Origin of the sequence: Methylobacterium sp. DB0501 (assembly GCF_011043735.1) — a bacterium.
In the GTDB taxonomy this organism is placed as follows: domain Bacteria; phylum Pseudomonadota; class Alphaproteobacteria; order Rhizobiales; family Beijerinckiaceae; genus Methylobacterium; species Methylobacterium alsaeris.
On record NZ_JAAKGV010000037.1, the window covers coordinates 1 to 24,274 of the forward strand.

The 24,274-nt window shown below is 70.5% G+C and carries 22 protein-coding genes and 1 pseudogene; 16 read left to right on the top strand and 7 right to left on the bottom strand.

Annotated features, from left to right (window positions below; all coding sequences use genetic code 11):
• Positions 1 to 2,903: pseudogene (locus G4G93_RS32925) on the bottom strand (hypothetical protein); the annotation flags it as partial.
• Between the two features lie 436 nt (positions 2,904 to 3,339).
• Here G4G93_RS32925 and G4G93_RS32930 point away from each other — a divergent pair.
• The 3 genes from G4G93_RS32930 (at position 3,340) to G4G93_RS32940 (ending at position 5,409) form a co-directional block, all read left to right on the top strand.
• A complete protein-coding gene (locus G4G93_RS32930) occupies positions 3,340 to 3,657 on the top strand; it encodes an Hpt domain-containing protein (RefSeq protein WP_165091486.1) in 318 nt (105 codons plus the stop codon).
• Between the two features lie 129 nt (positions 3,658 to 3,786).
• Entirely contained in the window at positions 3,787 to 4,107 is a 321-nt protein-coding gene (locus G4G93_RS32935; protein ID WP_165091488.1) for a 2Fe-2S iron-sulfur cluster-binding protein, read from the top strand.
• A 240-nt stretch (positions 4,108 to 4,347) separates the two neighbouring features.
• A complete protein-coding gene (locus tag G4G93_RS32940) occupies positions 4,348 to 5,409 on the top strand; it encodes a methyl-accepting chemotaxis protein (protein ID WP_165091531.1) in 1,062 nt (353 codons plus the stop codon).
• 4 nt (positions 5,410 to 5,413) lie between these two features.
• Here G4G93_RS32940 and G4G93_RS32945 read toward each other — a convergent pair whose 3' ends face one another.
• Genes G4G93_RS32945 through G4G93_RS32960 form a run of 4 tightly spaced genes read right to left on the bottom strand, consistent with a single transcriptional unit; the run spans position 5,414 to position 8,920 of the window.
• Positions 5,414 to 6,589, bottom strand: a complete 1,176-nt coding sequence (locus tag G4G93_RS32945) for a VWA domain-containing protein (RefSeq protein ID WP_165091489.1) — start codon at positions 6,587 to 6,589, stop codon at positions 5,414 to 5,416.
• Positions 6,590 to 6,620: 31 nt separating this feature from the next.
• Positions 6,621 to 7,517, bottom strand: a complete 897-nt coding sequence (locus G4G93_RS32950; protein ID WP_165091491.1) for a DMT family transporter — start codon at positions 7,515 to 7,517, stop codon at positions 6,621 to 6,623.
• 10 nt (positions 7,518 to 7,527) lie between these two features.
• Entirely contained in the window at positions 7,528 to 8,424 is an 897-nt protein-coding gene (gene hemF, locus G4G93_RS32955) for an oxygen-dependent coproporphyrinogen oxidase (RefSeq protein ID WP_165091492.1), read from the bottom strand.
• A 40-nt stretch (positions 8,425 to 8,464) separates the two neighbouring features.
• Entirely contained in the window at positions 8,465 to 8,920 is a 456-nt protein-coding gene (locus G4G93_RS32960; RefSeq protein ID WP_165091494.1) for a tRNA (cytidine(34)-2'-O)-methyltransferase, read from the bottom strand.
• 138 nt (positions 8,921 to 9,058) lie between these two features.
• On the opposite strand from G4G93_RS32960, the gene G4G93_RS32965 reads away from it, so the two are divergent.
• A complete protein-coding gene (locus tag G4G93_RS32965; RefSeq protein WP_165091496.1) occupies positions 9,059 to 10,918 on the top strand; it encodes an ABC transporter ATP-binding protein in 1,860 nt (619 codons plus the stop codon).
• A 320-nt stretch (positions 10,919 to 11,238) separates the two neighbouring features.
• Here the strand turns inward: G4G93_RS32965 and G4G93_RS32970 are convergent, their stop codons facing one another.
• On the bottom strand, positions 11,239 to 11,703 hold the full coding sequence (locus tag G4G93_RS32970) for an outer membrane protein assembly factor BamE (RefSeq protein ID WP_165091497.1): 465 nt from the start codon (positions 11,701 to 11,703) through the stop codon (positions 11,239 to 11,241).
• 293 nt (positions 11,704 to 11,996) lie between these two features.
• Here G4G93_RS32970 and G4G93_RS32975 point away from each other — a divergent pair, with 293 nt between their 5' ends.
• The 11 genes from G4G93_RS32975 to G4G93_RS33025 all read left to right on the top strand — a co-directional run bounded on the left by G4G93_RS32975 (position 11,997) and on the right by G4G93_RS33025 (position 23,101).
• The gene (locus G4G93_RS32975; protein WP_165091499.1) at positions 11,997 to 12,569 is read left to right on the top strand and encodes a ubiquinol-cytochrome C chaperone family protein; all 573 of its coding nucleotides are present in this window, start codon (positions 11,997 to 11,999) and stop codon (positions 12,567 to 12,569) included.
• 153 nt (positions 12,570 to 12,722) lie between these two features.
• A complete protein-coding gene (locus tag G4G93_RS32980; RefSeq protein ID WP_165091501.1) occupies positions 12,723 to 13,229 on the top strand; it encodes a DUF177 domain-containing protein in 507 nt (168 codons plus the stop codon).
• Positions 13,230 to 13,373: 144 nt separating this feature from the next.
• On the top strand, positions 13,374 to 14,408 hold the full coding sequence (gene plsX, locus G4G93_RS32985) for a phosphate acyltransferase PlsX (RefSeq protein ID WP_165091503.1): 1,035 nt from the start codon (positions 13,374 to 13,376) through the stop codon (positions 14,406 to 14,408).
• Positions 14,409 to 14,419: 11 nt separating this feature from the next.
• Positions 14,420 to 15,397, top strand: a complete 978-nt coding sequence (locus G4G93_RS32990; protein ID WP_165091504.1) for a beta-ketoacyl-ACP synthase III — start codon at positions 14,420 to 14,422, stop codon at positions 15,395 to 15,397.
• Between the two features lie 211 nt (positions 15,398 to 15,608).
• Positions 15,609 to 15,926, top strand: coding sequence for an integration host factor subunit alpha (locus tag G4G93_RS32995; protein WP_139034150.1), 318 nt, complete (start codon positions 15,609 to 15,611; stop codon positions 15,924 to 15,926).
• A 35-nt stretch (positions 15,927 to 15,961) separates the two neighbouring features.
• Entirely contained in the window at positions 15,962 to 16,480 is a 519-nt protein-coding gene (locus G4G93_RS33000; protein WP_246737172.1) for a MerR family transcriptional regulator, read from the top strand.
• Between the two features lie 54 nt (positions 16,481 to 16,534).
• Positions 16,535 to 16,984 carry a hypothetical protein gene (locus G4G93_RS33005; protein ID WP_165091506.1) on the top strand — a complete coding sequence of 150 codons (450 nt, stop codon included), beginning with the start codon at positions 16,535 to 16,537 and terminating at the stop codon, positions 16,982 to 16,984.
• A gap of 201 nt (positions 16,985 to 17,185) precedes the next feature.
• Positions 17,186 to 17,677: a 4-aminobutyrate aminotransferase gene (locus G4G93_RS33010; RefSeq protein ID WP_165091508.1), complete on the top strand. Its 492-nt coding sequence runs from the start codon at positions 17,186 to 17,188 to the stop codon at positions 17,675 to 17,677.
• Positions 17,678 to 18,029: 352 nt separating this feature from the next.
• The gene (locus G4G93_RS33015) at positions 18,030 to 19,982 is read left to right on the top strand and encodes a PrkA family serine protein kinase (protein ID WP_165091509.1); all 1,953 of its coding nucleotides are present in this window, start codon (positions 18,030 to 18,032) and stop codon (positions 19,980 to 19,982) included.
• Positions 19,983 to 20,097: 115 nt separating this feature from the next.
• The gene (locus G4G93_RS33020; RefSeq protein WP_165091511.1) at positions 20,098 to 21,411 is read left to right on the top strand and encodes a YeaH/YhbH family protein; all 1,314 of its coding nucleotides are present in this window, start codon (positions 20,098 to 20,100) and stop codon (positions 21,409 to 21,411) included.
• Between the two features lie 109 nt (positions 21,412 to 21,520).
• Positions 21,521 to 23,101, top strand: coding sequence for a SpoVR family protein (locus G4G93_RS33025; RefSeq protein WP_165091512.1), 1,581 nt, complete (start codon positions 21,521 to 21,523; stop codon positions 23,099 to 23,101).
• Positions 23,102 to 23,247: 146 nt separating this feature from the next.
• On the opposite strand, the gene G4G93_RS33030 is transcribed toward G4G93_RS33025, so the two are convergent.
• A complete protein-coding gene (locus G4G93_RS33030) occupies positions 23,248 to 23,589 on the bottom strand; it encodes a DUF1476 domain-containing protein (protein WP_165091514.1) in 342 nt (113 codons plus the stop codon).
• Between the two features lie 166 nt (positions 23,590 to 23,755).
• Here G4G93_RS33030 and G4G93_RS33035 point away from each other — a divergent pair, with 166 nt between their 5' ends.
• Positions 23,756 to 24,250 (top strand): ferritin-like domain-containing protein, encoded by a 495-nt coding sequence (locus tag G4G93_RS33035; protein WP_165091516.1) that lies wholly within the window; start codon positions 23,756 to 23,758, stop codon positions 24,248 to 24,250.
• The last annotated feature ends 24 nt before the right edge of the window (positions 24,251 to 24,274 follow it).

Here is a 24,274-nt window from a genome sequence, read left to right on the forward strand (position 1 = left end):
AGCGCCCCGGTCGCCTGCTCGGCGGCCCGGCGCATGATCTCGGCGGCTTCCGTCGAGCGGCCCTGGAGCGCGTCCCCCACCGTGTCGGCCGAGGCGGTCAGCGCCGCGGCGGCAGCCTCCGCCCGCTCGGCGAGGCCGGCAAGCGCGGTGCGCAAGGACGCGTCGGCAGTCTCGGTGCGCTCGCCGATCAGGCGGCCGGCCTCCTCGGCGGCGGCCACGAAGGCGGCGGAGGTCGCGGCGGTGCGGCCGTCGAGGGCGCCGGTGGCGGATTCGGCGGCAAGGGCCAGCGCCGCCGAGACATCCTCGGCCTGGCGGGTCAGGTGCTCGACGGTCGCGCGCAAGGTCGCGTCGGTGGTCTCGGTGCGCTCGGCGACGAGACGCCCGGCCTCGTCGGCCGCCTTGGCGAAGGCCGAAGCCGCTGCCAACGTGCGGGCGTCGAAATCGCCGGTGGCGGATTCGGCGGCAAGCGCGATGGCGGCCGAGACGTCCTCGGCCTGACGGGTCAGGTGCTCGACAGCCGCGCGCAAGGTGGCGTCGGTGGTCTCGGTGCGCTCGGTGACGAGGCGGCCGGCCTCGTCGGCCGCCCTGGCGAAGGCCGAGGCCGCCGCCAGCGTGCGGGCATCGAAATGGCCGGTCGCGGCTTCCGCGGCGGCGGCGATGGCGGAGGCGACCTCCTCGGCCCGTCCGGCCAGGCCGTCGACGGTGCCGCGCAGGGATTCATCGAGGGAGAGGGCGCGCGAGGCCACGCTGCGGCCGGCTTCGTCGGCGGCACGGGCGAAGGCGGCGGCGGCTTCCTCGGTGTGGCTGCCGACATGGCCGGTCGCGGCCTCGGCGGCCTTGCGGAACTGTTCGGCCAGGGCGGCGGCGCGGGCGTCGAGATCGGCAGCGATGTCCTCCGCCGTGCGGCGCAGGGCCTCGCCGGCATCGGCGGTGCGGGCCTCGAAGCCGCCCTGCAGCGCCTCGGCGGCCAGCGCGAGGGCGGCCTGCGTCTCGCGGGTGCGGGCGTCGAGGCCGTCGATCAGGCCGAGGCTCTTCGCCTCGAAGGCCGCCGCGAGGCCGTCGAGGGCCTCGCCGATCCGGCCCTCGGCGTCGCCGGTGCGGGCGGCGACGAGCGCCGCGACGCGCTCGCCGGTCTGGTCCAGGCTGCGTTCGAGACTGCCGCCATGGCCGACCAGCACCTCCTCGACGCGGCCGATCGTCTCCTCGAGGCGGGAAGTGAGGTCGGCGCCGCGCACGCCGAGCGCCTGCGCGGCGTCCTCGACCAGGGTCGAGAGATCGTCGCGCACGCTGGCGGCCTTCTCGCCGAAGGCCGTGATGACGCCGTCGCTGGCCCGCGACAGGCCGGCCTCGGCCTCCGCCGCTCGGGCCTCGATGGCCGCCGCGACGCCGGTGCCGGCCAGCTCGATCTCCTCGCGCAGGGCGATGCCGCGATCGGCGATGTGGGCGGCGATGGCGCTGCCGGAGGCGGCGAAACGCTCGGTGATGCTGGTGCCGGTCTCGGCGAAGCGCTCGGTGAGGTCGCTGCCGCGGGCGAGGAAGCGCTCCTCCAGGCCCTGCGCCGAGCGCTCGAACGCGTCGCGGACCTGGGCGCCCTCGCGGTTGAGAGCCTCGATCACGCCGGCGCCGGTCTCGGCCAGGGTACGGGCGACGTCGCCGGCATTCTCGGCCAGCGTCCGGGTGAGGAGGCCGCCGGTGCGCTCGAACGCCTCCGTGACCTCGACGGCGCGGCTCTCCAGCGCCCGGCTCAGGGTGTCGCCGACGCTGCCGAGGTCGGTCTTCACGCCCTCGCTGGTCGCGACGAGGCGCTGCACCAGGTCGTCGCCGCGGCCGGCCACCGCCTCGACTACCCGGTCGCCGGTGGCGGCGAGCGCCGCCGTGACCGCCTCGCCCCGGTCGCCGATCGCCGCGGTGATCGCGTCGCCGCGGGCGCCGAGCGCCGCGGTCACCCGCTCGCCGGCGCCGTCCACCGCCGTCACGATCCGCTCGGCGGCGGTGTCGAGCTCCTGGGTCAGGCTATGGTGCGAGCCCTGGATCGCACCGCGCACCCGCTCGGCATTGGCGACGATCGACTCGCGCTGCGCCACCAGCTCGTCGACGAGGGTGCGGATGCGGATCTCGTTGTCCGAATAGGCCCGCTCCAGGGTCGAGATCTCGCCGCGGACCAGGGTCTCCAGCTCGCCGGCGCGGGCGAGCGCCCGCTCGACGCCGTCGCCGACCGCCGCGACCTCGCGGCGGACCGCCTGCGACATGGTCAGGACCGCGTCGGTGGAGAAGCCCTCGGGCTCGGCAAGGCGCACCGCGACCTCGCCGACCGCGCGGGCGACGAGGCGCATCTCCTGCGCCCGCACCGCCAGCATCGCGGCGATGAAGAACAGCATCACGGGGGCGAGCACCGCCGCGGCGCCGATGGCGCCCTGGAGGCCGGTGACCCCGGCGACGAAGCCGCGCCAGTCGCCGCCGGACTGATTCCAGGCCAGGAGCGCGAAGCCGGACAGCCAGAGCAGGGCGGCGAGGGTGGCGACGAGGTAGGGGCCGCGGGACGGCTCGACCCGCAGGGTCTGCTGCAGGGTGCCGACGCTGCGGCGGTCGTCGTTGGCGACGAGGGAGCGGTCGGGCGGCAGGAGCCCGCCCTCGCGGCGACCGTCGCGGGGCCCGGGAAGGGTGCTGCCGTCGAAGCCGGGCTCGCGCGCGGCGGGATTGGTCAGGGGGTCGGCCAGCGGATCGGCATCGTGCACGTCGGGCAGGCGCGGTTCGACCCGGCTGGTGCCGGCCTGGGCGTCGGGCGAGGAGGCGTCGGTCGACCGGGTGTCCTGTCCCCCTGCCGGGTGGTCCAGGTTCAGGGCCTGCTCAATCGCCGACAGCGCCGCTTCCGCCGGATCCTTGAGCTTCTTTTCCGTCGCCATCGAACGCCTCGTTACGCCGTGAACGCCGCCGGGCGACCCGCACAGGTCGCCGCGCCGCATCATCCCCGAGATCCGCGAAACCCGCGCCGTGCCGCCAGCCGACGCGATCCTCAGCGGTTTACCACGGGAACCTTAGACGCAAGGAGTACCAGCCGGATACCCGGACGGCACGAACCCTCCCAAAAAGCTTAACGAAATGGTTACCATGTGTCCGGCCGGGGGCTCCGACCCCCGCTATCCCGCGGCGAAATCTCGGGTTTGGCCGCCGGAGCGGGCGGGCGGCCCGGGCGCGATCGGGCTGTGGACAGGCATCCACCGAAGGCCGCGGAACCGTCCGCCCACAGGCGCCGGCACCGGAAGCCTTGCGTTGGGGCACATCCTGCGTGATCTGACGGTCGGATCCGACCCCGCTCCCACCCGTCCCGGAGACCCCGCGATGGAGACGCTCCTCGACCGCGCCCACCTGGCGCATCAGACCTTCGGCGACGACGAGCTGGCCCGCGAGGTGCTGGCGCTGTTCGCCGGCCAGTGCGCCCGGCTGGTCCCGGGGCTGACCGATCCGGGCCTCGACGCGGCGGCGCGGGCTGACCTCGCCCATACCCTCAAGGGGTCGGCACTCGGCGTCGGCGCGATGCGCGTCGCGATGCTGGCGGGCCGGATCGAGACGGCCCTGCGGGCCGGCGACGCGGCGGCCGCGAGCGGCCTGGAGGCCGGGCTGGCGCAGGCGGTGCGGGAGACCCTCGCGCTCCTGTAGGCCGGCAAGTGGCGGCAGGAGTGCCGCGCGACGCACGGCGCGCTTGCATTCCGGGACGGCAGCCGCCAATCAGACCCCGCCGCGTCCTCGTCCGATCCGCGGCCGCGCTCGAGGCTTCCGGAGTCCCAGATGGTCCAGATCACCTACGTCGATGCCGCCGGCACGCCCCGCACCGTGAAGGGCGAGGTCGGCTCGACCGTGATGGAGACCGCGATCCGCAACAACGTGCCGGGCATCGACGCGGAATGCGGCGGCGCCTGCGCCTGCGCCACCTGCCACGTCTATGTCGGCGAGGAATGGGCCGAGGCCGTCGGGCCGGCCGAGCCGATGGAGCAGGACATGCTCGACTTCGCCTCGGACGTGCGGCCGAGCTCCCGCCTGTCGTGCCAGATCCGGCTCAAGCCCGAACTCGACGGCCTCACCGTCGTCACCCCCGCCCGCCAGGGCTGAAGCGGACGGGCGGTGAAGGGTTCCGCAGCGAAATCCATGCCGCGAGAGCGGATCGACTGGGGCGCAACTCCGCCTTCGGGCCTGGATCACAAGCTCTGACACTGGGCAGGGTCGAACAGGCAAGTCGTTCGGCAAATGGCCTAGACCGCGCCGAGCCGTAATTTCTTAAACGACCGCCTCGATAATGACCCTGCGTCCGGGCCCGACCGGACCGGGGAGGCGCGTTTGACCCACCAGGCCCTGAAGGCGAGCGACGACCGGACAGGCGCCGGTTGCGCCCTGTCGGACATCGCCGCCGCGGCGACGACCCTGCGCCGGGTGGCTCGCGACAAGACGCAGCGCATCCGCCGGATCACCCAGCAGGTGAAGATGCTGGCCCTCAACGCCCGCATCGAGAGCAGCCGGGTCGGCGAACATGGACGCGGCTTCACCGTGGTGGCCAACGAGGTCGGCGCCGTCGGCGAGGCGATCGCCGGGCTCGCCCGGGAACTCGATGCCGATGTCGACGGGCGCATCGTCGACCTGCAGGAGCAGGTGTCGCGGCTGGTGACCCGGGCGCAAGGGGAGCGGCTGGTTGACCTCGCCCTGAACGCGGTGGAACTGATCGACCGCAATCTCTACGAGCGGACCTGCGACGTACGCTGGTGGGCGACCGACGCGGCGGTCGTTGCCTGCGCCGACGCATCCGATCCCGCCGCGGTGGCCTTCGCCGAGAAGCGGCTCGGCGTGATCCTGTCGGCCTACACGGTCTATCTCGATCTCTGGCTGTGCGACCTCGACGGGCGTATCATCGCCACCGGCCGGCCCGACCGCTTCCCCGGCCTGCGCGGCCAGAGCGTGGCGCGGGAGCCGTGGTTCCGGCAGGCCGTCGCGCTCCCCTCGGGCGATGACTACAGTGCCGCCGACATCCGGGTCGAGCCGCGTCTCGGCGGCGCGCAGGTGGCAACCTACTGCGCCGGCGTGCGCGAGGGCGGCGAGGCTGCCGGCCGGCCGCTCGGCGTGCTGGCGATCCATTTCGACTGGCAGCCGCAGGCGCGGGCGATCGTTCAGGGCGTGCGGGTCGCACCCGAGGACCGGGCGCGCACGCGGGTGCTCCTCGTCGATGCGGCGCAGACGGTGATCGCCGCCAGCGACGGGACCGGAACCCTGAGCGAGCGGCTGCGGCTCGACCTCGCCGACCCGGTCAGCGGCGTCCTCCCGGCCCGGGAGGCCAAGGGCCTCGTCGCCTATCACCGCACGCCCGGCTACGAGACCTATCGCGGCCTCGGCTGGTACGGGGTGATCGTGCAGAACGCCGGATGACGCGTCAGCGCAGCAGCGCCCGCGTCGCCTGGTCGATCCCGTCCAGGGTGAGCGGGTACATCCTGTCCGAAAAGATCTGCCGGATCATCGCGTTGGACTGCGTGTAGCCCCATTGCGCCTGCGGCACCGGGTTGAGCCAGGCCACCTTCGGGAAATGGTTCAAGACCCGTTCGAGCCAGACCCGGCCGGCCTCCTCGTTCCAGTGCTCGACCGAGCCGCCCGCCATCGCGATCTCGTAGGGCGACATCGCGGCGTCGCCGACGAACACCACCCGGTAATCGGACGGGTAGGTGCGGATCACGTCGAGGAGCGGCGTTCCTTCCGTGTGGCGCCGGCGGTTCTCCTTCCAGACCGTCTCGTAGAGGCAGTTGTGGAAGTAGAAATGCTCGAAATGCTTGAACTCCGAGCGCGCGGCGGAGAAGAGCTGCTCGGCGAGTTCGACGTGCCAGTCCATCGAGCCGCCGACATCGAGGAACAGCAGCACCTTGACGGCGTTGCGGCGCTCCGGCCGCAACCGGAGATCGAGCATGCCGTGGCGGGCCGTCTCGCGGATCGTGCCGTCGAGGTCGAGTTCCTCCGCAGCGCCGGTGCGGGCGAAGCGGCGCAGGCGCCGGAGCGCCAGCCGGATGGTGCGCGAGCCGAGCTCCGCCGAATCGTCGAGGTCCTTGAAGGTGCGCTGGTCCCAGACCTTCACCGCCCGGAAGTTGCGGTTGCCGTCCTGGCCGATGCGGATGCCTTCCGGGTTGTAGCCGTAGGCGCCGAAGGGGGAGGTGCCCCCCGTCCCGATCCATTTCGAGCCGCCCTGGTGGCGCCCCTTCTGCTCGGCCAGGCGCTCCTTCAGGGTCTCGAACAGCTTGTCCCAGCCCAGCGCCTGGAGCTGCGCCCGCTCCTCCTCGGTGAGGTACTTCTCCGCCAGCTTGCGCAGCCACTCCTCGGGGATGGCTTGCGGCTCCACCGCCTCGCCGACCGTGACGACGCCCTTGAAGACGCGGCCGAACACCCGGTCGAACTTGTCGAGGTTGCGCTCGTCCTTCACCAGGGCGGTGCGGGCGAGGTAGTAGAAATCCTCCACCCGCTGGTCGGCGAGGTCGCGGTCGAGGGCCTCGAGCAGGGTCAGGTATTCGCGCAGCGAGACCGGGACCTTGGCGGCGCGCAGCTCGGTGAAGAAGGACAGCAGCATGCGCCGATGAAGGCGCTGCCGGGCGTTTCGGTCAAGCCCCTTCGGGCCGGACGGCCGGGGCCTGTCGCCGCGCCTCGGCCGTGAGGTTCCAGACGATGCCGCCGACGATCAGCGCGGCGCCGAGGAACAGCCACGGATCGAGCGGCTCGCCGTAGAGGTGCCAGCCCAGGATCGCGATCAGCGGGATGCGCAGGAAATCGAGCGGCATGACCAGGATGGCGTCGCCGCGCCGGTAGGCGCTGGTCAGGCACCAATGCGAGGTCAGGCCGGCGAGGCACAGGACCGCGAGCGCCAGCCCGTGCCGCCCCTCGAAGGCGTGGACCGGCACGGCCGGGAAGAGCCGGCCCGCCGCAAGGTTGAGGGGCAGCTGGATCAGGTTCATCCAGAACAGGATCGACAGCACGCTCTCGGTCCGGGTCAGCATCTTGGTGGCGACCGCGGTCAGCGCGAACAGGACCGCCGCGAGCAGCACCACCAGGCTCGCCGGCTGCAACGCGGCGACGCCGGGCCGCAAGACCACCAGCACGCCGAGGAAGCCGAGGGCGACCGCCGCGACCCGGCTCGCGGTCAGCCGCTCGCGCAGGATGAGCACCGCCAGCAGCGTGACCCAGGCCGGCGTGGTGAATTCGAGGGCGAAGACGACCGCGAGGGGCAGGAGCGTGACGCCGTACGACCAGGCGTAGTTGCCGCCCCAATGGACGAGGTTGCGGGCGAGGTGCAGCGTCAGGCGTCGCGGCGCGAGAGGCCGGCGGCGCAGGAGCGCGACCGCCCCGACGATCGCCACCCCGGCCCCCGCCCGGGCCGCCAGGATGTCGAACAGGCCGAGCGCCGGCGCCACCTCGCGCACCGCGATGGCGGTGGCCGAGAACGACAGCAGGGCGCCGCCCATCCACAGAACGACGGCGAGGAGATCGGGGAGGGGTTTCACCTGGGCGCTTTTACGGCCAGCGCACCGTCGGCGGCATCGAGGACAGGATCGACGCGACGTTGCCGCCGGTCTTGAGGCCGAAGATCGTGCCGCGGTCGTAGAGCAGGTTGAACTCGACGTAGCGGCCGCGGCGGACCTGCTGCTCGTGGCGGTCGGCCTCGGTCCAGGGCGTCGCGAGGTTGCGCCGGACGATCTCGGGATAGACGCCGAGGAACGCGTTTCCGACTTCCCGGGTGAGGGCGAGGTCGGCCTGCGGATCGCCGGTCCAGTGGTAGTCGTAGAAGATGCCGCCGATGCCGCGCGGCTCGTCGCGGTGCTTGAGGTGGAAATACTCGTCGCACCAGGCCTTGTAGCGGGCGTAATCCGCCGCCGGGTGCTTCGCGCAGGCCGCCTCGAAGGCCGCGTGGAAGGCGACCGTGTCGGGATCCTCCTGGGTGCGGCGCCGGTCGAGGACCGGGGTCAGGTCGGCCCCGCCGCCGAACCAGGTCTTCGTCGTCACCACGAAGCGGGTGTTCATGTGCACGGTCGGCACGTGCGGGTTCCACGGATGGGCGATCAGCGAGATGCCCGTCGCGAAGAAGCGCGGATCCTCCGCCGCGCCCGGGATCTGGCCTCGGAACTCGGGGGCGAACTCGCCGTGCACCGCCGAGACGTGGACGCCGCATTTCTCGAACACCCGGCCGCGCAGCATCGCCATGGTGCCGCCGCCGCCGGGCGCGCCGGAATGGTCCTTGCGCTCCCAGGGCGTGCGCTCGAACCGCCCGGGCCCGCCGGCCTCGGGGGCGAACGGCCCGGTCGCCTCCTCCTCGATCCGCTCGAGGGCGGCGCAGATGCGGTCGCGCAGGGTCGAGAACCAGGTGGTCGCCTCGGTCTTGAGCGCGGCGATGTCGGGAGCGGCGTCGGTCATGAACGGTGTCATCCCACAGCGTCGGGGCCGGGCCAAGGTCTCAGATCGCACCGACCTGCCTCAACCCTTCGCCCAGCATCATCCCGGCCGCCACCGCCACGTTGAGCGAGCGCATCCCCGGGCGCAGCGGGATCGCCACCCGGGCATCGGCGTCGGCGTGAACGGCCTCCGGCACCCCGGCCGATTCGCGCCCGACCATCAGGCAGTCGCCATTCCTGAAGGCATGGGCGGTGTAGGGCACCGAGCCGTGCGTGGTGGCGAGCACCAGCCGGATCCCGGCCTCGCGCCGCCAGGCGTCGAAGGCGGCATAGGAGCGGTGGCGGGTGATCGCGACGTGGTCGAGATAGTCGAGGCCGGAGCGGCGCAGGTGGCGGTCCGAGACGTCGAACCCCGCCGGCTCGATGATCTCGACGGCGACGCCGAGGCAGGCAGCGAGACGCAGCATCGTGCCGGTATTCTGCGGGATGTCGGGCTGGTAGAGGGCGAGGCGCAGCATGGATCCGGCAATCTCCGGTCGGGGACGGTCGATTCGCGCGTCCCGGCATAGCCCCTCCCGCGGCCTGCGGCATCGCCCCCCGGTTGGCGGCGGGCGCCGACCTCATAGCTCAGGCGGCATCATCCCCAGGGAACCCGCATGATCCTCGACTGGCTCGAGCGCCGCATCGACCCCTTCGCCGCCTTCGACGAGGCGAAGCGCCCTCCCGGCACGGTGGCGGGCTTCGCCTGGTTCTACCTGCGGCCGGTGCGGGGGCCGCTGGCGATCCTGTTCGTGGTGGCGCTCGCCGCCGGCAGCGTCGAGGCCTCGCTCTACCTGCTGATGGGCTGGTTCGTCGACATCCTGGCCCGCTCCGGCCCCGACACCCTGTGGCGCGACCACGGCACCGGGCTGATGCTGGCAGCCCTCCTGATCCTGGTGGCGCGGCCGATCCTGTCCTGGCTGCACGAGGTCCTGTCGAACCAGTTCATCGTTCCGCAGACGACCAGCCTGATCCGCTGGCGCACCCATCTCTACACCCTCGGCCATGCCCTGTCGTACTTCCAGGCCGATTTCGCCGGGCGGCTCGCCAACCGGGTGACGCAGGTCGGGGTGGCGGTGCGCGAGCTTGCCATCGTGGTGATCGACACGCTGCTCTACGTGGCGATCTTCGCGGTCACGGCGGTGAGCCTGTTCGGCTCGATCAGCCCGTGGCTGGTGCTGCCGGTGCTGGGATGGATCCTGGCCTATGCCGGGCTCACCGCCTATTTCGTGCCGCGCGCCCGGGCGCGCTCGCTCAAGGTCGCCGATACCCGCTCGGCCCTCATCGGCCGCATTGTCGACAGCTACACCAACATCCTCACCGTCAAGCTGTTCGCCCGCGACCGCGAGGAGCGCTCGGCGGTGCAGGCGGCCACGGTCGATCACACCGACGCCTACCTGCACTCGTTCCGGCTCATCACCGCGGTCACCGGCACGCTCTCGCTCCTCAACGGCATCCTCATCGTCGCGACGGCGGGCGTGGTGCTGGCCCTGTGGTCGCGCGGGCAGATGACGACCGGGGAGGGGGCGGCGGGCCTCGCCCTGGTGCTGCGGCTGATCGCGATGTCGGGCTGGGTGATGCAGACCGTGCGCGGGCTGTTCGAGAATATCGGCGTCGTCCAGGAGAGCATGCAGACCATCGCCTTGCCCCACGCGCTCACCGACCGGCCGGGCTCCCGCGACCTTGCGGTGACGGGCGGCGAGGTGCGGTTCGAGGGCGTCAGCTTCCACTACGGCAAGGCCGAGGCCGGGATCATCGAGGATTTCACCTTGCGGATCGCACCGGGCGAGAAGGTCGGCCTCGTCGGCCCGAGCGGGGCGGGCAAGACCACGCTCACCTCGCTGCTCCTGCGCCTGCACGACGTCGAGGGCGGTCGCATCCTGATCGACGGCCAGGACATCGCCGGGGTGACGCAGGCCTCGTTGCGCCGGCAGATCGCCGTGGTGACGCAGGACACCTCGCTTCTCCACCGCTCGATCGGCGACAACATCGCCTATGGCCGCGAGGACGCGACGGAAAGCCAGATCGTCGCGGCGGCGCGCGCAGCCCATGCCGACGGCTTCATCCGCGACCTCACCGACCACAAGGGGCGCGGCGGCTACGACGCCCAGGTCGGCGAGCGCGGCGTCAAGCTGTCGGGCGGCCAGCGCCAGCGCATCGCCATCGCCCGGGTGATCCTCAAGGATGCCCCGATCCTGATCCTCGACGAGGCGACCTCGGCCCTCGATTCCGAGGTCGAGGCGGCGATCCAGGGCTCCCTCGACCGGCTGATGCAGGGCAAGACCGTGCTCGCCATCGCCCATCGCCTCTCGACCATCGCGGCCCTCGACCGGCTGGTGGTGCTCGACCGCGGCCGGATCGTCGAGGAAGGGCGGCATGCCGACCTGGTCAAGGCCGGGGGGCTCTATGCGCGGCTGTGGGCGCGGCAGTCCGGCGGGTTCCTGGGGGGTGAGGAGGAACGGGCGGCGGCGGAGTGAATCCTGCGAGCCCGTGGTACGCGACGGGGCCTGAGGCGTGAATGGGTCAGGCCCTCAGGTCAGGCTTCCCCCGCCCGCGACCTCGTCCTGATGTGCCGGCGAAGGGGAATCGTGCGCGATCGAAGAACGGTCGGCCTCGAAGAAGGGCTCCGGAGATCTCCGGAGCCCTTCTTCGAGGCTTGCTTCGCTCGCATCTCGGGACGAGGTCGCGGGTGGGAGAGGCGACGCCCGGGCGCCGGATCAGCGTCACTCCGACCGGGTTTCCATCCCCAGCCGCTCCCGGGCTTGAGCCGGGGAGCGACCGGGGCGGGGAGCGCCCCTTACCGTGCGTTGCCGAACGGCTCGAACTTGGTCAGGCCGCGCATCAGCTGGCCGAGGAAGGCCTGCTCGCCGCCGCTGGTCGGCGTGGTGCGGGAGATGAAGTCGAACACCTTTCCGTCCTGCTCGCCGTAGAGCGCCACGCGCTCGACCTTGAAGCCGGCGTTGAAGTACACCGCGAGGACGCGCTGGTCCTTCGGGCGCTCGCCCATGAACATCACCGTGCGCTGGGTGTTCTGGCTGATGTAGTACCAGGACTTGTTGCCGACGGTGGAGACGGTGGTCGGCGTACCGAGGAGCTGAAGCACCTGATCGGCACTGGCGCCCGGCCGTACCTGGGCGACGGCCGCGTCGTCGATGATGTAGCCGTGCCGGAACTCTTCGCCGATCACGCAGCCCGCGGCCGACAGACCGATCAGGCCGGCCGCGGCGAGGCGGAGGAGCGACGGTGTGAAGCGGCGCGGCATCGAGACCTCGGGAGACATGTGCGGGACGGTGTGACGGCCGACCGGAAGGCGGCCTTGCGCAAGAAGCGACCGTTGCCGTACCCCGGGGTTGTGGCGTTGGCAAGGCACGGCCAAGCTTCCGGCACGGCCAAGCTTCCGGCACGGCCAAGCTTCCGGCACGGCTGAGGTTCCGGCACGGCTGAGCTTCCGCCATGGGGCGACGCGTCGCCTCGCTGCGACGGCGATCCCGGCCGGTACAGAGTTTGTAAGCCTCGCGGACGGGCGGGGCGGTGCGGAAGGCGTGAGACACCCCGATGATCCGAAACCCCTTCCGCCGCGACAATGCCCGGATCCGCGCCATCGAGGCGTTGCATATCCGCATCAATGCCGGGGCCCGGGTGCCGGCACTCTACCTCGATCTCGGGGTGCCCGACACGGTCGAGGGCCGCTTCGAGGCCCTGTGCCTGCACGTGGTGCTGGTGCTGCGCCACCTGCGGCGGCTGCCGCCCCCGGCGGCCGACATCGCCCAGGATCTGGTGAACTCGGTGTTCGAGCAGCTCGATTCGTCCCTGCGCGAGCTGGGCGTCGGCGACATGGGCGTCTCGAAGCGCATGAAGAAGCTGGCCCAGGCCTTCTACGGCCGCGCCGCCGCCTACGACGCCGCCCTCGATGCCGGCGACCGCGACGGGCTCGCGGTCGTGCTCGCCCGCAACGTGCTGGCGCGCGAGGAGACGGACGCCGCGCGAGATCGTTCAGCCCACGGGCTCGCCGACTACGTGGCGGCGGCCGATGCCGGCCTCGCGGCGACCGATCTCGACGCCCTGATGGCCGAGGGCCCGGTCCTGCCCGACCCGTCGCGCTTCGCCGGTGGCCCGTCGCAGGTCTGACACGGCGATATCCTCTTGAACCTCCTGCCGTTACCCCTTGCGCCGGGGCGGACCGAAGGGCATCTCGGGACGATCGGGCCCGACCGCGCGAGAGCGCCCATGACGGCTGCCGCGCCCGCTCCGCCCGCCTCAAGCATCCGGAAAGGAGCCCCCATGACCCCCGACAGCGTCGGCCCGTTCTCCCGCCCGACCCTGGTCGAGCGCACCTTGAAGACCGGCCAGCCGGTCACCGTCGAGGCGACCGAGGCGGAGCGCGCCGCGCTCGCCCGCGATTTCGGACTGCCGGGGATCGCGCGGCTCACCGGCACCTTCCGGCTCTCCGGCTCGCTGCACCGGCTCCAGGTCACCGGCACCGTCGAGGCGGCGGTGACCCAGACCTGCGTCGTCACCCTCGAGCCGTTCGACAGCACCGTCACCGAGAAGGTGGACGTCGATTTCGCCGACCAGGACGCCTTCGCGGGCACGCCGGCGGAGGATGCCGACATCCCCGATCCGATCGTCAACGGCCGCATCGACCTCGGCAGCCTGACGGCCGAGTTCCTGGCGCTCGGCCTCGATCCCTATCCGCGAAAAGACGGCGTCGCCTTCGAGCCGCCGGCGGAGGCGGCGGAGGAGACGCCGTTTTCCGCGCTCCAGACCCTGAAGGGAAACGACGGCTGACGCCGCCGCCGGACGAACGGCTTCAGAATTCGTTTGCGGCGCGGCGCCGGGTCGCTATTTTCCGCCGCGCCGCGGACCCGCGCATCGCCCCATGCGTCATTCCCCTGTCCCCGGCGGATCGTTAAGAGGCTGTTCGACACCCCCATGTCCCAGAGAGTGCGCATCTCGCTCGACGCGATGGGCGGCGATCACGGCCCCTCGACGGTCGTGCCCGGTGCGGGGCTCGCCCGCGAGCGCCACCCCGAGACGACCTTCCTGATGTTCGGCGATGAGGCGGTGCTCACTCCCCTGGTCGCGGCCGAGCCGCGCCTGAAGGGCGCGGTCGAGATCCGCCACACCACTGTGTCGGTGGCGATGGACGAGAAACCGAGCCAGGCGGTACGCTCCGGCCGCGGCAAGTCGTCGATGTGGAAGGCGATCCAGGCAGTGCGCGACGGCGAGGCCGATGCCGCCGTCTCGGCCGGCAATACCGGCGCGCTGATGGCGATGTCGAAGATCTGCCTCAAGACGATGTCGCATATCGAGCGCCCGGCCATCGCCTGCCTGTGGCCGACGGTGCGGGGCGAGAGCGTGGTGCTCGACGTCGGCGCCACCATCGGCACCGACGCCAACCACCTCGTCGACATGGCGGTGATGGGCGCCGCGATGGCCCGTATCGTGTTCGACCTCGACCGGCCGACGGTCGGGCTCCTCAATGTCGGCACCGAGGAGATGAAGGGCAACGAGGCGGTCAAGGAGGCCGCCCGGATGCTGCGCGAATCCGACCTGCCGGGGCTGGCCTATCACGGCTTCGTCGAGGGCACCGATCTCGGCCGCGGTACCGTCGACGTGGTGGTGACGGAAGGGTTCACCGGCAACATCGCGCTGAAGACCGCCGAGGGCACGGCGAAGCAGATCGCCGCATACCTGAAGGGCGCGATGGGCCGCACTCTGATGGCGAAGATCGGCTACCTGTTCGCCCGCGGCGCCTTCCGGGCCCTGCGCGAGAAGATGAACCCGAGCCGGGCCAATGGCGGCGTGTTCCTCGGGCTCGAGGGCATCGTCATCAAGAGCCACGGCGCCGCCGACGCCGAGGGCTTCGCCGCTGCCGTCGATCTCGCCTACGACATGGCCCGCCACGACCTGATGCGGACGATCCGGGAGCGCCTCGACGCGACGCCGGCACAGGCTTCGGTTTAGGAGGACGCATCATGACCCGCCTTCGCTCGGTGGTGCGGGGCTGCGGCTCCTACCTGCCGCGGACGACCGTCACCAACGACGACCTCGCCGCCCGGGTCGACACCTCGGACGACTGGATCATCCAGCGCACCGGCATCCGCCAGCGCCACATCGCCGAACCCGACGAGACCACCTCGGTCCTCGGCATCAAGGCGGCGCAGAACGCCCTGAGCAATGCCGGCATCGATCCCTCGACGATCGACCTCGTGATCTGCGCGACCTCGACGCCGGACCACACCTTCCCGTCGACCGCAACCCAGATCCAGGCCGGGCTCGGCATCCAGAGAGGCGCCGCCTTCGACCTCCAGGCGGTCTGCGCCGGCTTCGTCTACGCGGTCGCCACCGCCGACAAGTTCCTGACCACGGGCTCGGCCACCCGCGCCCTCGTCGTCGGCGCCGAGACCTTTTCGCGATTGCTCGACTGGGAGGACCGCACCACCTGCGTGCTGTTCGGCGACGGCGCCGGCGCCCTGGTGCTGGAAGCCCAACCCGGCGAGGGTCACTCCGGAGACCGCGGCGTGCTGACGAGCCAGCTCAGGGCCGACGGCCGCCACCGCGAGAAGCTCTACGTCGATGGCGGGCCGGGCTCGACCGGGACCACCGGCAAGCTGCGCATGGTCGGCAAGGAGGTGTTTCGCTTCGCCGTCGGCTCGGTCACCGACGTGATCGCGCAGGCCTTCGAGGCCACCGGCACCACCGCCGACGACCTCGACTGGTTCGTGCCGCACCAGGCCAACCGGCGTATCATCGAGGCCTCGGCCGACAAGCTCGGTATCGCCCGCGAGAAGGTGGTGCTGACGGTGGATCGCCACGGCAACACCTCCGCGGCCTCGATCCCGTTGGCCCTCGATGCTGCCTGCCAGGACGGCCGGATCAAGCGCGGCGACCTCGTGATGATCGAGGCGATCGGCGGCGGCTTCACCTGGGGCAGCGCGCTGATCCGCTGGTAAGCCGGCCGGGCGGACCGGCAGGTCGCACTCGGCCAACTCCCTTGGGCCAAGTCCCTGGGCCAAGTCCCCTCGGTCGGCTCGCCCGGCAAGGCTTCCGACAAAGTACCCGGGAACCCGCCCGGCGCCCGTTGACCCGGCGCGCATCGCCGATTAGCGTGCGCGATCATAGACATACGTTATTTCGCGATTCAGCCGCCGGGGGAGCAGCACGATGGCAGGCAAGACGGTCACGCGGGCCGATCTGAGCGAGGCCGTCTACCAGCGGGTCGGCCTGTCGCGGACGGAATCGGCCGCCCTGGTGGAGACGGTGCTGTCGGAGATCTGCGGCTGCCTCTCGGCCGGCGAGACCGTGAAGCTGTCCTCGTTCGGCTCCTTCGTGGTGCGCGACAAGGGCAAGCGGGTCGGCCGCAACCCGAAGACCGGCGTCGAGGTGGCGATCGAGCCGCGTCGCGTCATGGTGTTCAAGCCCTCGAACGTGCTGAAGGCCCGCATCAACGGCGATGCCGCCCCGGACGACGACGAAGGGTGAGCCGCCTCCGCGCGGGCTGAGGCAGGATCGGGCCGATGACCGGGATGCCGATCGAGGACGAGGGGCTGTCCGGATCCGGCGGGAGCGACGCCCCCGTCCGAGCGCTCCTGCCTGAAAAGGAGCCCGGTGCCTTCCGGACGATCGGCGAGGTCGCCGAGCACCTCGACCTGCCCCAGCACGTGCTGCGGTTCTGGGAGACCCGCTTCACCCAGGTCCGCCCCCTCAAGCGCGGCGGCAACCGGCGCTACTACCGCCCGGACGACGTCGACCTTTTGCGCGGCATCCGCCGCCTCCTCTACGGCCAGGGCTATACGATCCGGGGCGCCCAGCGGATCTTGCGCGAGCGCGGCATGCGCTTCGTCCAGGCGGTCGGCCGCGGCGAGCAGGTCGCCCCGGCCTTCGTCGAATCCGACCAGGAGCCGGAGGTCGACGCCGCCCCGACGCCGCTCGGGCGCGCCGACCGGGCGAGCCTGAATGCGGTGCTCGATGAGTTGCGCGCGTGCCGGCGACAGCTGGCGCGCCTGACGCCGGCGCGGACCGAGCCGGATCGCTGATCCGGAGCGGCCGGCGCGAAATGAACCGCTGCCCCGTCGCCGCGTTACGCGCACATGGCCGAACCCCGCCGTCACGCTTCACCGACCACCGAGCTGATCGCGCGGCTGATGCGCGTCGTCCGCACCTGCCCGGAAGCCACGGCCGACGTGCTCGAACTGGTGCTGCTGGTGAGCCAGATCGAGGCGATCCCCGTGGTCGACCGCGACTATCGCGACGCCAAGCGGGTGATCGCGCGGCTGCGCCAGCCGCTCTGGGACATGACGCCGGACCAGCGCGCGGTGCTGCGCCGGGCCGCCGACACGATCCGGGACGCCTGCCGCCTGCGCGACGCCGACATCCCGGCCGACCCGATCGGCGATGCCGGCGAGCGGGCGCGGATCGAGCGCGGCCTCGCCTCGGCCCTTGCGGGCGAGTTCACGCCGGCCCAGATTGCCCGGGTGACGGGCGCCGCCCTGGCGGTGCTGCAGGCGGCGCAGGGCGACGAGCCGGGGGAGGGGGCGTGATGATCGGCGACTATCCGGTCGAAGGCCGGGGCTACTGGATCTGGATCGGCGGCGTGGCGCTGCTCGGGCTGTTCAACCTGTTCGTGATGCTGGTGCTGCACTGACGCGGCGCTCCCCGACGGAACCCGCATCCCGGGCCCTCGACGGCGCCCGGCCCGCTCCCCACATGCGGCCGGCACCCCTCGGAGAGCTATCAGCCCCATGCTTCGCCTTTCTCGGACCAGCCCCTTCCGCCCGACCCTGGCGCTCGCCGTCCTGATGGCCGCCGGGCCCGTGCTGGCCGCCGGCCCCGTCCTCGCGCAGGCCGCCAAGGTCCGCGAGCACACCGTCGCCTCCGGCAAGCAGGTCCGGCTCGTGATGGTGCCGAACCTGAAGAAGGATTGCTCGCTCGGGCCGCAGCCCGAGCTGAAGGTGACGAGCCCGCCGAAGAACGGCGCCCTGATCCAGCGCGCCGGCAAGGTGAAGACGCCCGCCACCTATCGCTGCCCGAACGTCGACGCCAACGTGCAGGCCCTGTTCTACGAGAGCAAGGCCGGGTTCACCGGCAACGACGAGGTGACCGTGGAGATCAAGGGCACCGACGGCAACGTGAGCACCCAGACCATCAAGCTGACGGTCGGCCCCGCCGGGACCAAGGAGGGCGCCAAGGACGCGCCGAAGGACGGCGCCAAGAAGGACACCACCGACCTCTGAGGCAGGCCGGCCCCGCGCCCCGCGCGGGATACGAAACGAAGCGGGAACGGCGGTGACGCCGCCGGCGTTCCTTATCCGTCTCGCGGAGTCCGACGGCGCTTCGGGGGGTGTGGAGAAACCGGAACAGGCGTGTCCTTTACGGCACAGCGCCGGTGCGTCACCGGCTTCGGCCTTGGCGCACTTACGACTTTCCCGGCCGCTTCGGCACGCGCCTTGCCCGCAGCCGGCCTGCATACAGGCTCCTGCCCGCCTCCGCACCCCTCCAAACGTCGCCGCGCTGCGACAAACATGGGGATATCGATTGCATCCGAGGCGGGACAGGATGATCCTGGCGATGTCGTGAGGGTCCGGAATGCCAATGCCGTCAGCGAGCGACCTCTTTCAAACTTTCGCGCGCAGCTACGAGTCCCGTCGGGATTCGGAGCTGACGCTCTCCGAGTATCTCGACGCCTGCCGTGACAACCCCTTGATGTACGCGAGTGCGCCCGAGCGCATTCTCGACGCGATCGGGCAGCCCGAGTTCATTGATACGGCGCGGGATCCGCGCCTGGGCCGGATCTTCATGAACCGGACCATCCGTACCTATCCCGCCTTCTCCGAGTTCTACGGCATGGAGGAGACGATCGAGCGGATCGTCTCGTTCTTCCGCCATGCCGCGCAGGGCCTCGAGGAGCGCAAGCAGATCCTCTACCTGCTCGGGCCGGTGGGCGGCGGCAAGTCGTCCCTCGCCGAGCGGCTCAAGGCCCTGATGGAGGTGCACCCGATCTACGTGCTCAAGGCCGGCAACGAGATGAGCCCGGTCTTCGAGAGCCCCTTGGTCCTGTTCGACCCCGAGACGATGGGGCCGATGATCGAGGAGCGCTACGGCGTGCCGCGGCGGCGCCTGACCGGGCTGATGAGCCCGTGGTGCCTCAAGCGCCTCGATGAGTTCGGCGGCGACATCTCGAAGTTCAAGGTCGTCAAGGTCAACCCGTCGCGCCTGCGCCAGATCGGAATCGCCAAGACCGAGCCCGGCGACGAGAACAACCAGGACATCTCGTCCCTCGTCGGCAAGGTCGACATCCGCAAGCTCGAGACCCTGAGCCAGGCCGATCCCGACGCCTATTCCTACTCGGGCGGCCTCAACCGGGCGAACCAGGGCATCCTCGAATTCGTCGAGATGTTCAAGGCGCCGATCAAGATGCTGCATCCCCTGCTCACCGCGACGCAGGAGGGCAACTACGTCGGCACCGAGAATATCGGCGCGATTCCCTTCACCGGCATCATCCTCGCCCACTCGAACGAAGCCGAGTGGCAGAGCTTCAAGACCAACAAGAACAACGAAGCCTTCATCGACCGCATCTACGTCATCAAGGTGCCGTACTGCCTGCGCGTCACCGAGGAGCAGCGGATCTACGAGAAGCTGGTCTCGGGCTCCGAGCTGGCCACCGCCCGCTGCGCCCCCGGCACCCTGGAGATGCTGGCCCGGTTCTCGGTGCTCTCGCGCCTGCGCGAGCACGCGAACTCGAACGTCTTCTCCAAGATGCGGGTCTATGACGGCGAGTCCTTACGCGAGGTCGATCCCCGCGCCCGCTCGATGCAGGAATACAAGGACACCGCCGGCGTCGACGAGGGCATGGACGGGATCTCGACCCGCTTCGCCTTCAAGGTGATGGCCGCCACCTTCAACCACGACACCACCGAGGTCTCGGCCGACCCGGTCCACCTGATGTACGTCCTCGAGCAGTCGCTGCGCCGCGAGCAGCTGCCGCCCGAGACCGAGAAGCGCTACCTCGAATTCATCAAGGGCGAGCTGGCGCCGCGCTACGCCGAGTTCATCGGCCACGAGATCCAGAAGGCGTATCTCGAATCCTACCACGATTACGGCCAGAACCTGTTCGACCGCTACATCGACTACGCCGATGCCTGGATCGAGGACCAGGATTTCAAGGACCCGGAGACCGGGCAGCTGCTCAATCGCGAGTTGCTGAACCAGGAACTCACCAAGATCGAGAAGCCGGCGGGCATCGCCAATCCGAAGGATTTCCGCAACGAGGTGGTGAAGTTCGCCCTGCGTTCGCGGGCCCAGCATGGCGGGCGCAACCCGTCCTGGACCTCCTACGAGAAGATCCGCGAGGTGATCGAGCGGCGGATGTTCAGCCAGGTCGAGGAGCTGCTGCCGGTGATCTCCTTCGGCTCGAAGAAGGACAGCGAGACCGAGAAGAAGCACGGCGAGTTCGTCGAGCGGATGAGGGACCGCGGCTATACCGAGCGCCAGGTCCGGCGCCTCGTCGAGTGGTACATGCGCGTCAAGCAGGCGGGCTGACCGAAGGCCTGACCAACCCCGCGGGAGCCATCTCCCGCGGGCCTCCACCCAGAGGAGCGGTGGCGGGACACCGACCCGGCAGGTTAAGATGGCGTGATCGGAGAGCGCGAAGCGGATGCACATCATCGATCGACGCCTCAATCCCGGCGGCAAGAGCCTGGCGAACCGGCAGCGATTCCTGCGCCGCGTCCGCGACGTGGCACAGCGCGCCGTGCGCGAGGCGGCCCGGGAGAAGGACATCAAGGATCTCGGCAAGGACGGCAACGTCACCGTCCCGGTCGACGGGGTGCGCGAGCCGAAATTCACCCGCAACCCTTCGACCGGGATCCAGGACCACATCCTGCCCGGCAACAAGACCTATATCGAGGGCGACCTGATCGAGCGCCCGCCCGGCGGGTCCGGGGGAGGGGGCGGCAGCGGCGATGCCGGCGACGGCGGCCAGGACAGCGAGGACACGTTCCGCTTCGTCCTCACCCGCGAGGAATTCCTGGAGCTGTTCCTGGAAGACCTGGAACTGCCCGACCTCGCCAAGCGCCGCCTCGCCGTGGTGGCGACCGAGGCCCTGCGCCGGGCCGGCTACACGGTGACCGGCTCGCCTGCCAACCTGGCGCTGGGGCGCACCTTGCGCAACTCGCTGTCGCGGCGCATCGCCCTCAAGCGGCCCAAGGCCTTCGAGCTGGAGGCCCTGGAGGAGGAGATCCGGGCGCTCGAAGCCAGCGATCCCGACGCGGTGATCCTCGACGAGTTGCGGGCGGAGCTGGCGCGCCTGCGCACCCGCTCGCAACGGATCCCCTACGTCGATCCGATCGACCTGCGCTACCGGCGCTTCGAGCCCTATCCGCGCCCGGTCGCCCAGGCGGTGATGTTCTGCCTGATGGATGTCTCGGGCTCGATGACCGAGCACATGAAGGACCTCGCCAAACGGTTCTACATCCTGCTGCACATCTTCCTGACCCGGCGCTACAAGCACGTCGAGATCGTCTTCATCCGCCACACCGACCACGCCAAGGAGGTCGACGAGGAGACGTTCTTCGGCTCGCGCGAGACCGGCGGCACCCTCGTGTCGTCGGCGCTGGTCGAGATGAAGCGGATCATCGCCGAGCGCTACAATCCCGAGGACTGGAACATCTACGCCGCCCAGGCCTCTGACGGCGACAACGTGTCGAGCGACGGCGCGACCTCGCAGGACCTGCTGCGCTCGTCGATCCTGCCGGCCTGCCAGTACTTCGCCTACCTCGAGGTCGGCGACGAGGGCGGGCCGCGGGCCGGCTTCGTCGAGCACCGCACCACGCTCTGGCGCACCTACGAGCCGGTGGCCAAGACCAATTCGGTTCTGGCCATGCGCAAGGTCAACCACCGCCGCGACATCTACCCGGTCTTCCGCGAGCTGTTCGCCCGCAAGGCCGGCCAGGAATCGGCTTCGCCATGAAAGCCGCGTCGCCGTGACGAGGGTGCGGCCCGCCCGCGGGCCGCACCGCCGAACTGAAGGTCTGCATCCCGCCGGGGGATGCGCGAAGCACCGGGAGGTCCGACGCCCGATGAGTTCCACCACCTTCGACGCGCGGCCCGCCGGCCCGGCCGTGATCGCCAGGAACACCCCTCTCTTCACCGGCAACGACTGGGATTTCGACACGATCCGGCGCATCCACGACGCCTGCGAGGCGATCGCCGGGCCGGAGCTGGGCTTGAGCTGGTACCCGAACCAGATCGAGATCATCACCACCGAACAGATGCTGGACGCCTATGCGTCGATCGGCATGCCGCTGTTCTACAAGCATTGGTCGTTCGGCAAGCACTTCGCCCAACACGAGGCCGGCTATCGCCGCGGCCTGATGGGGCTCGCCTACGAAATCGTCATCAATTCCGACCCGTGCATCTCCTACATCATGGAGGAGAACACGGCGACGATGCAGACGCTGGTCATCGCCCACGCCGCCTTCGGCCATAATCACTTCTTCAAGAACAACTACCTCTTCCGCCAGTGGACCGACGCGGAGGGTATCCTCGACTATCTGGACTTCGCCAAGACCTTCATCACGCGGTGCGAGGAGCGCTACGGCCACAACGCCGTCGAGGCGGTGCTGGACGCGGCCCACGCGCTGATGAACCAGGGTGTCCACCGCTACCCGCGCAAGAAGCGCCCCGACCTCTCCTCCGAGCAGCGCCGCGAGCGCGAGCGCCATGAGCACCAGGAGAGGATGTACAACGACCTCTGGCGCACCCTGCCGGCCAAGACCCAGTCCGGAAAGCCCGACCCGCAGGCCGAGCGCCGCCGGGCGTTGCTGGAGCTGCCGCAGGAGAACATCCTCTACTTCCTGGAGAAGGCGGCGCCGCGGCTCCAGCCCTGGCAGCGCGAGATCCTGCGCATCGTCCGCCACGTGGCGCAGTACTTCTACCCTCAGCGCCAGACCAAGGTGATGAACGAGGGCTGCGCCACCTACAACCACTACCGAATCATGACCCGGCTATCCGAGACCGGCCAGATCAACGAGGCGGCCTACCTCGAATTCCTGCAATCCCACACCAACGTGATCCGCCAGCCGACCTACGACGACCGGCATTACGGCGGCCACAATCCCTACGCCATCGGCTTCGCCATGATGACGGACATCGCCCGCATCTGCACCGAGCCGACCGACGAGGACCGGGCCTGGTTCCCCGACATCGCCGGCAGCGGCGACGCCATGGAGGTCCTGCGCGACATCTGGGCCAACTATCGCGACGAGAGCTTCATCGCCCAGTTCCTCAGCCCGCGCCTGATGCGCCAGTTGCGGCTGTTCCACGTCACCGACGACCCGGACAAGCCGGAACTCCGCGTCGAGGCGATCCACGACGAGCGCGGCTATCGCCGCCTGCGCCGGGCCTTCGCGCGGCAATACGACGTCGCCTGGCTCGACCCCGACATCGAGGTGGTGGATGTCGACCTCGAGGGCGACCGCAAGCTGATCCTGCACCACAAGGTGCTCAACCGCGTGCTGCTCAACAAGGACGATGCAGGGCGGGTTCTGCAGCACCTCGCCGATCTGTGGGGCTACGACGTGCTGATGAAGGAGGTCGATACCACGACCGGCGCGGTGCTGAAGGAACATACGGCCAGCGCACGGCCGACCTTCTTCTGAAGGGTGCGTCCGACCGGTCGCGACGCACCTGCCGTTATCCATCGTCCTCCCGGGTTCTCGTCTTCGACGAGCCCCGGGATGACATTGAGTGTGCCAGAGGCGGGGATGGGTTGGACGATCCCGCGCCGGTGAACGAACTCCGCGCTTCAGCCCCGCGCCTGCTCGCGCACGGTCCGGGCCGCCTCGACGCCGTAGCGGGCGATCAGCCCGGGCAGGTCGTCGGCAGCGACGCCCCGGGCCGCCAGGTCGGCCCGCAACCGGTCGGCCAGGGCCTCGTCCGGCGAGCGGTCGCCCGCATGCGACGCGGCGCCGGCCTCGACCAGGCGCCGCTGGTAGGCCTCGGCCGCCTCGCCGGTGAGGTTCAACCGCTCGCACATCCAGGCGCCCAGCATCTTGTTGCGCCGGGCGATCGCGAGGAAGCGCAATTCCTCGTCGAGGGCGAACAGGGCTTCGGCCGCGCGCTCCCGCTCGTCGAACAACGTCGTCATCGGGGTCATCTCCCGCGGTTCCACGCCCCCGGTGCTCAGGATGGCGATGATCCCGTGCCGCCGCCAGACCCGGTCGCCGACCCGTGATCGCCGGGGCCGCTGCATCGGAACGAAGCCGGGCACCGGCGAGTTGCCGGGGCACCAGGTACCCCACGGGAGCATCACCATGGCCGACGACGAGAAGAACCTCCGGGCGCTCTTCCTGCACCAGCTCAAGGATACCTACTTCGCCGAGAACGCGATCCTGAAGGCGCTGCCGAAGATGGCCCAGGCCGCCCGCTCCGACGAGCTGCGCGGCGCGTTGAGCGTCCATGTCGAGGAGACCCGCGAGCAGGTGAAGCGCCTCGACCAGGTCTTCCGGATCGTCGGCGAGAAGCCCGAGGGCGTCACCTGCCAGGCGATCCAGGGCATCATCGCCGAGGGCGAAGAGGTGATGCAGGAATTCTCCGGCAGCGATGCTCTCGATGCCGGACTGATCGCCGCCGCGCAGGCGGTGGAGCATTACGAGATCACTCGCTACGGCACCCTGCTGGCCTGGGCGCGCCAGCTGGGCTTCAGCGAGGCCGAGGGCCTGATCAAGGAGACCCTGATCGAGGAGGAGAACACCGACGAGCTTTTGTCGGAGCTCGCCGAGGAGGCAGTCAACCCGGCGGCGGCGTAACCGCTTCGGACGCCCGCGCGTTCC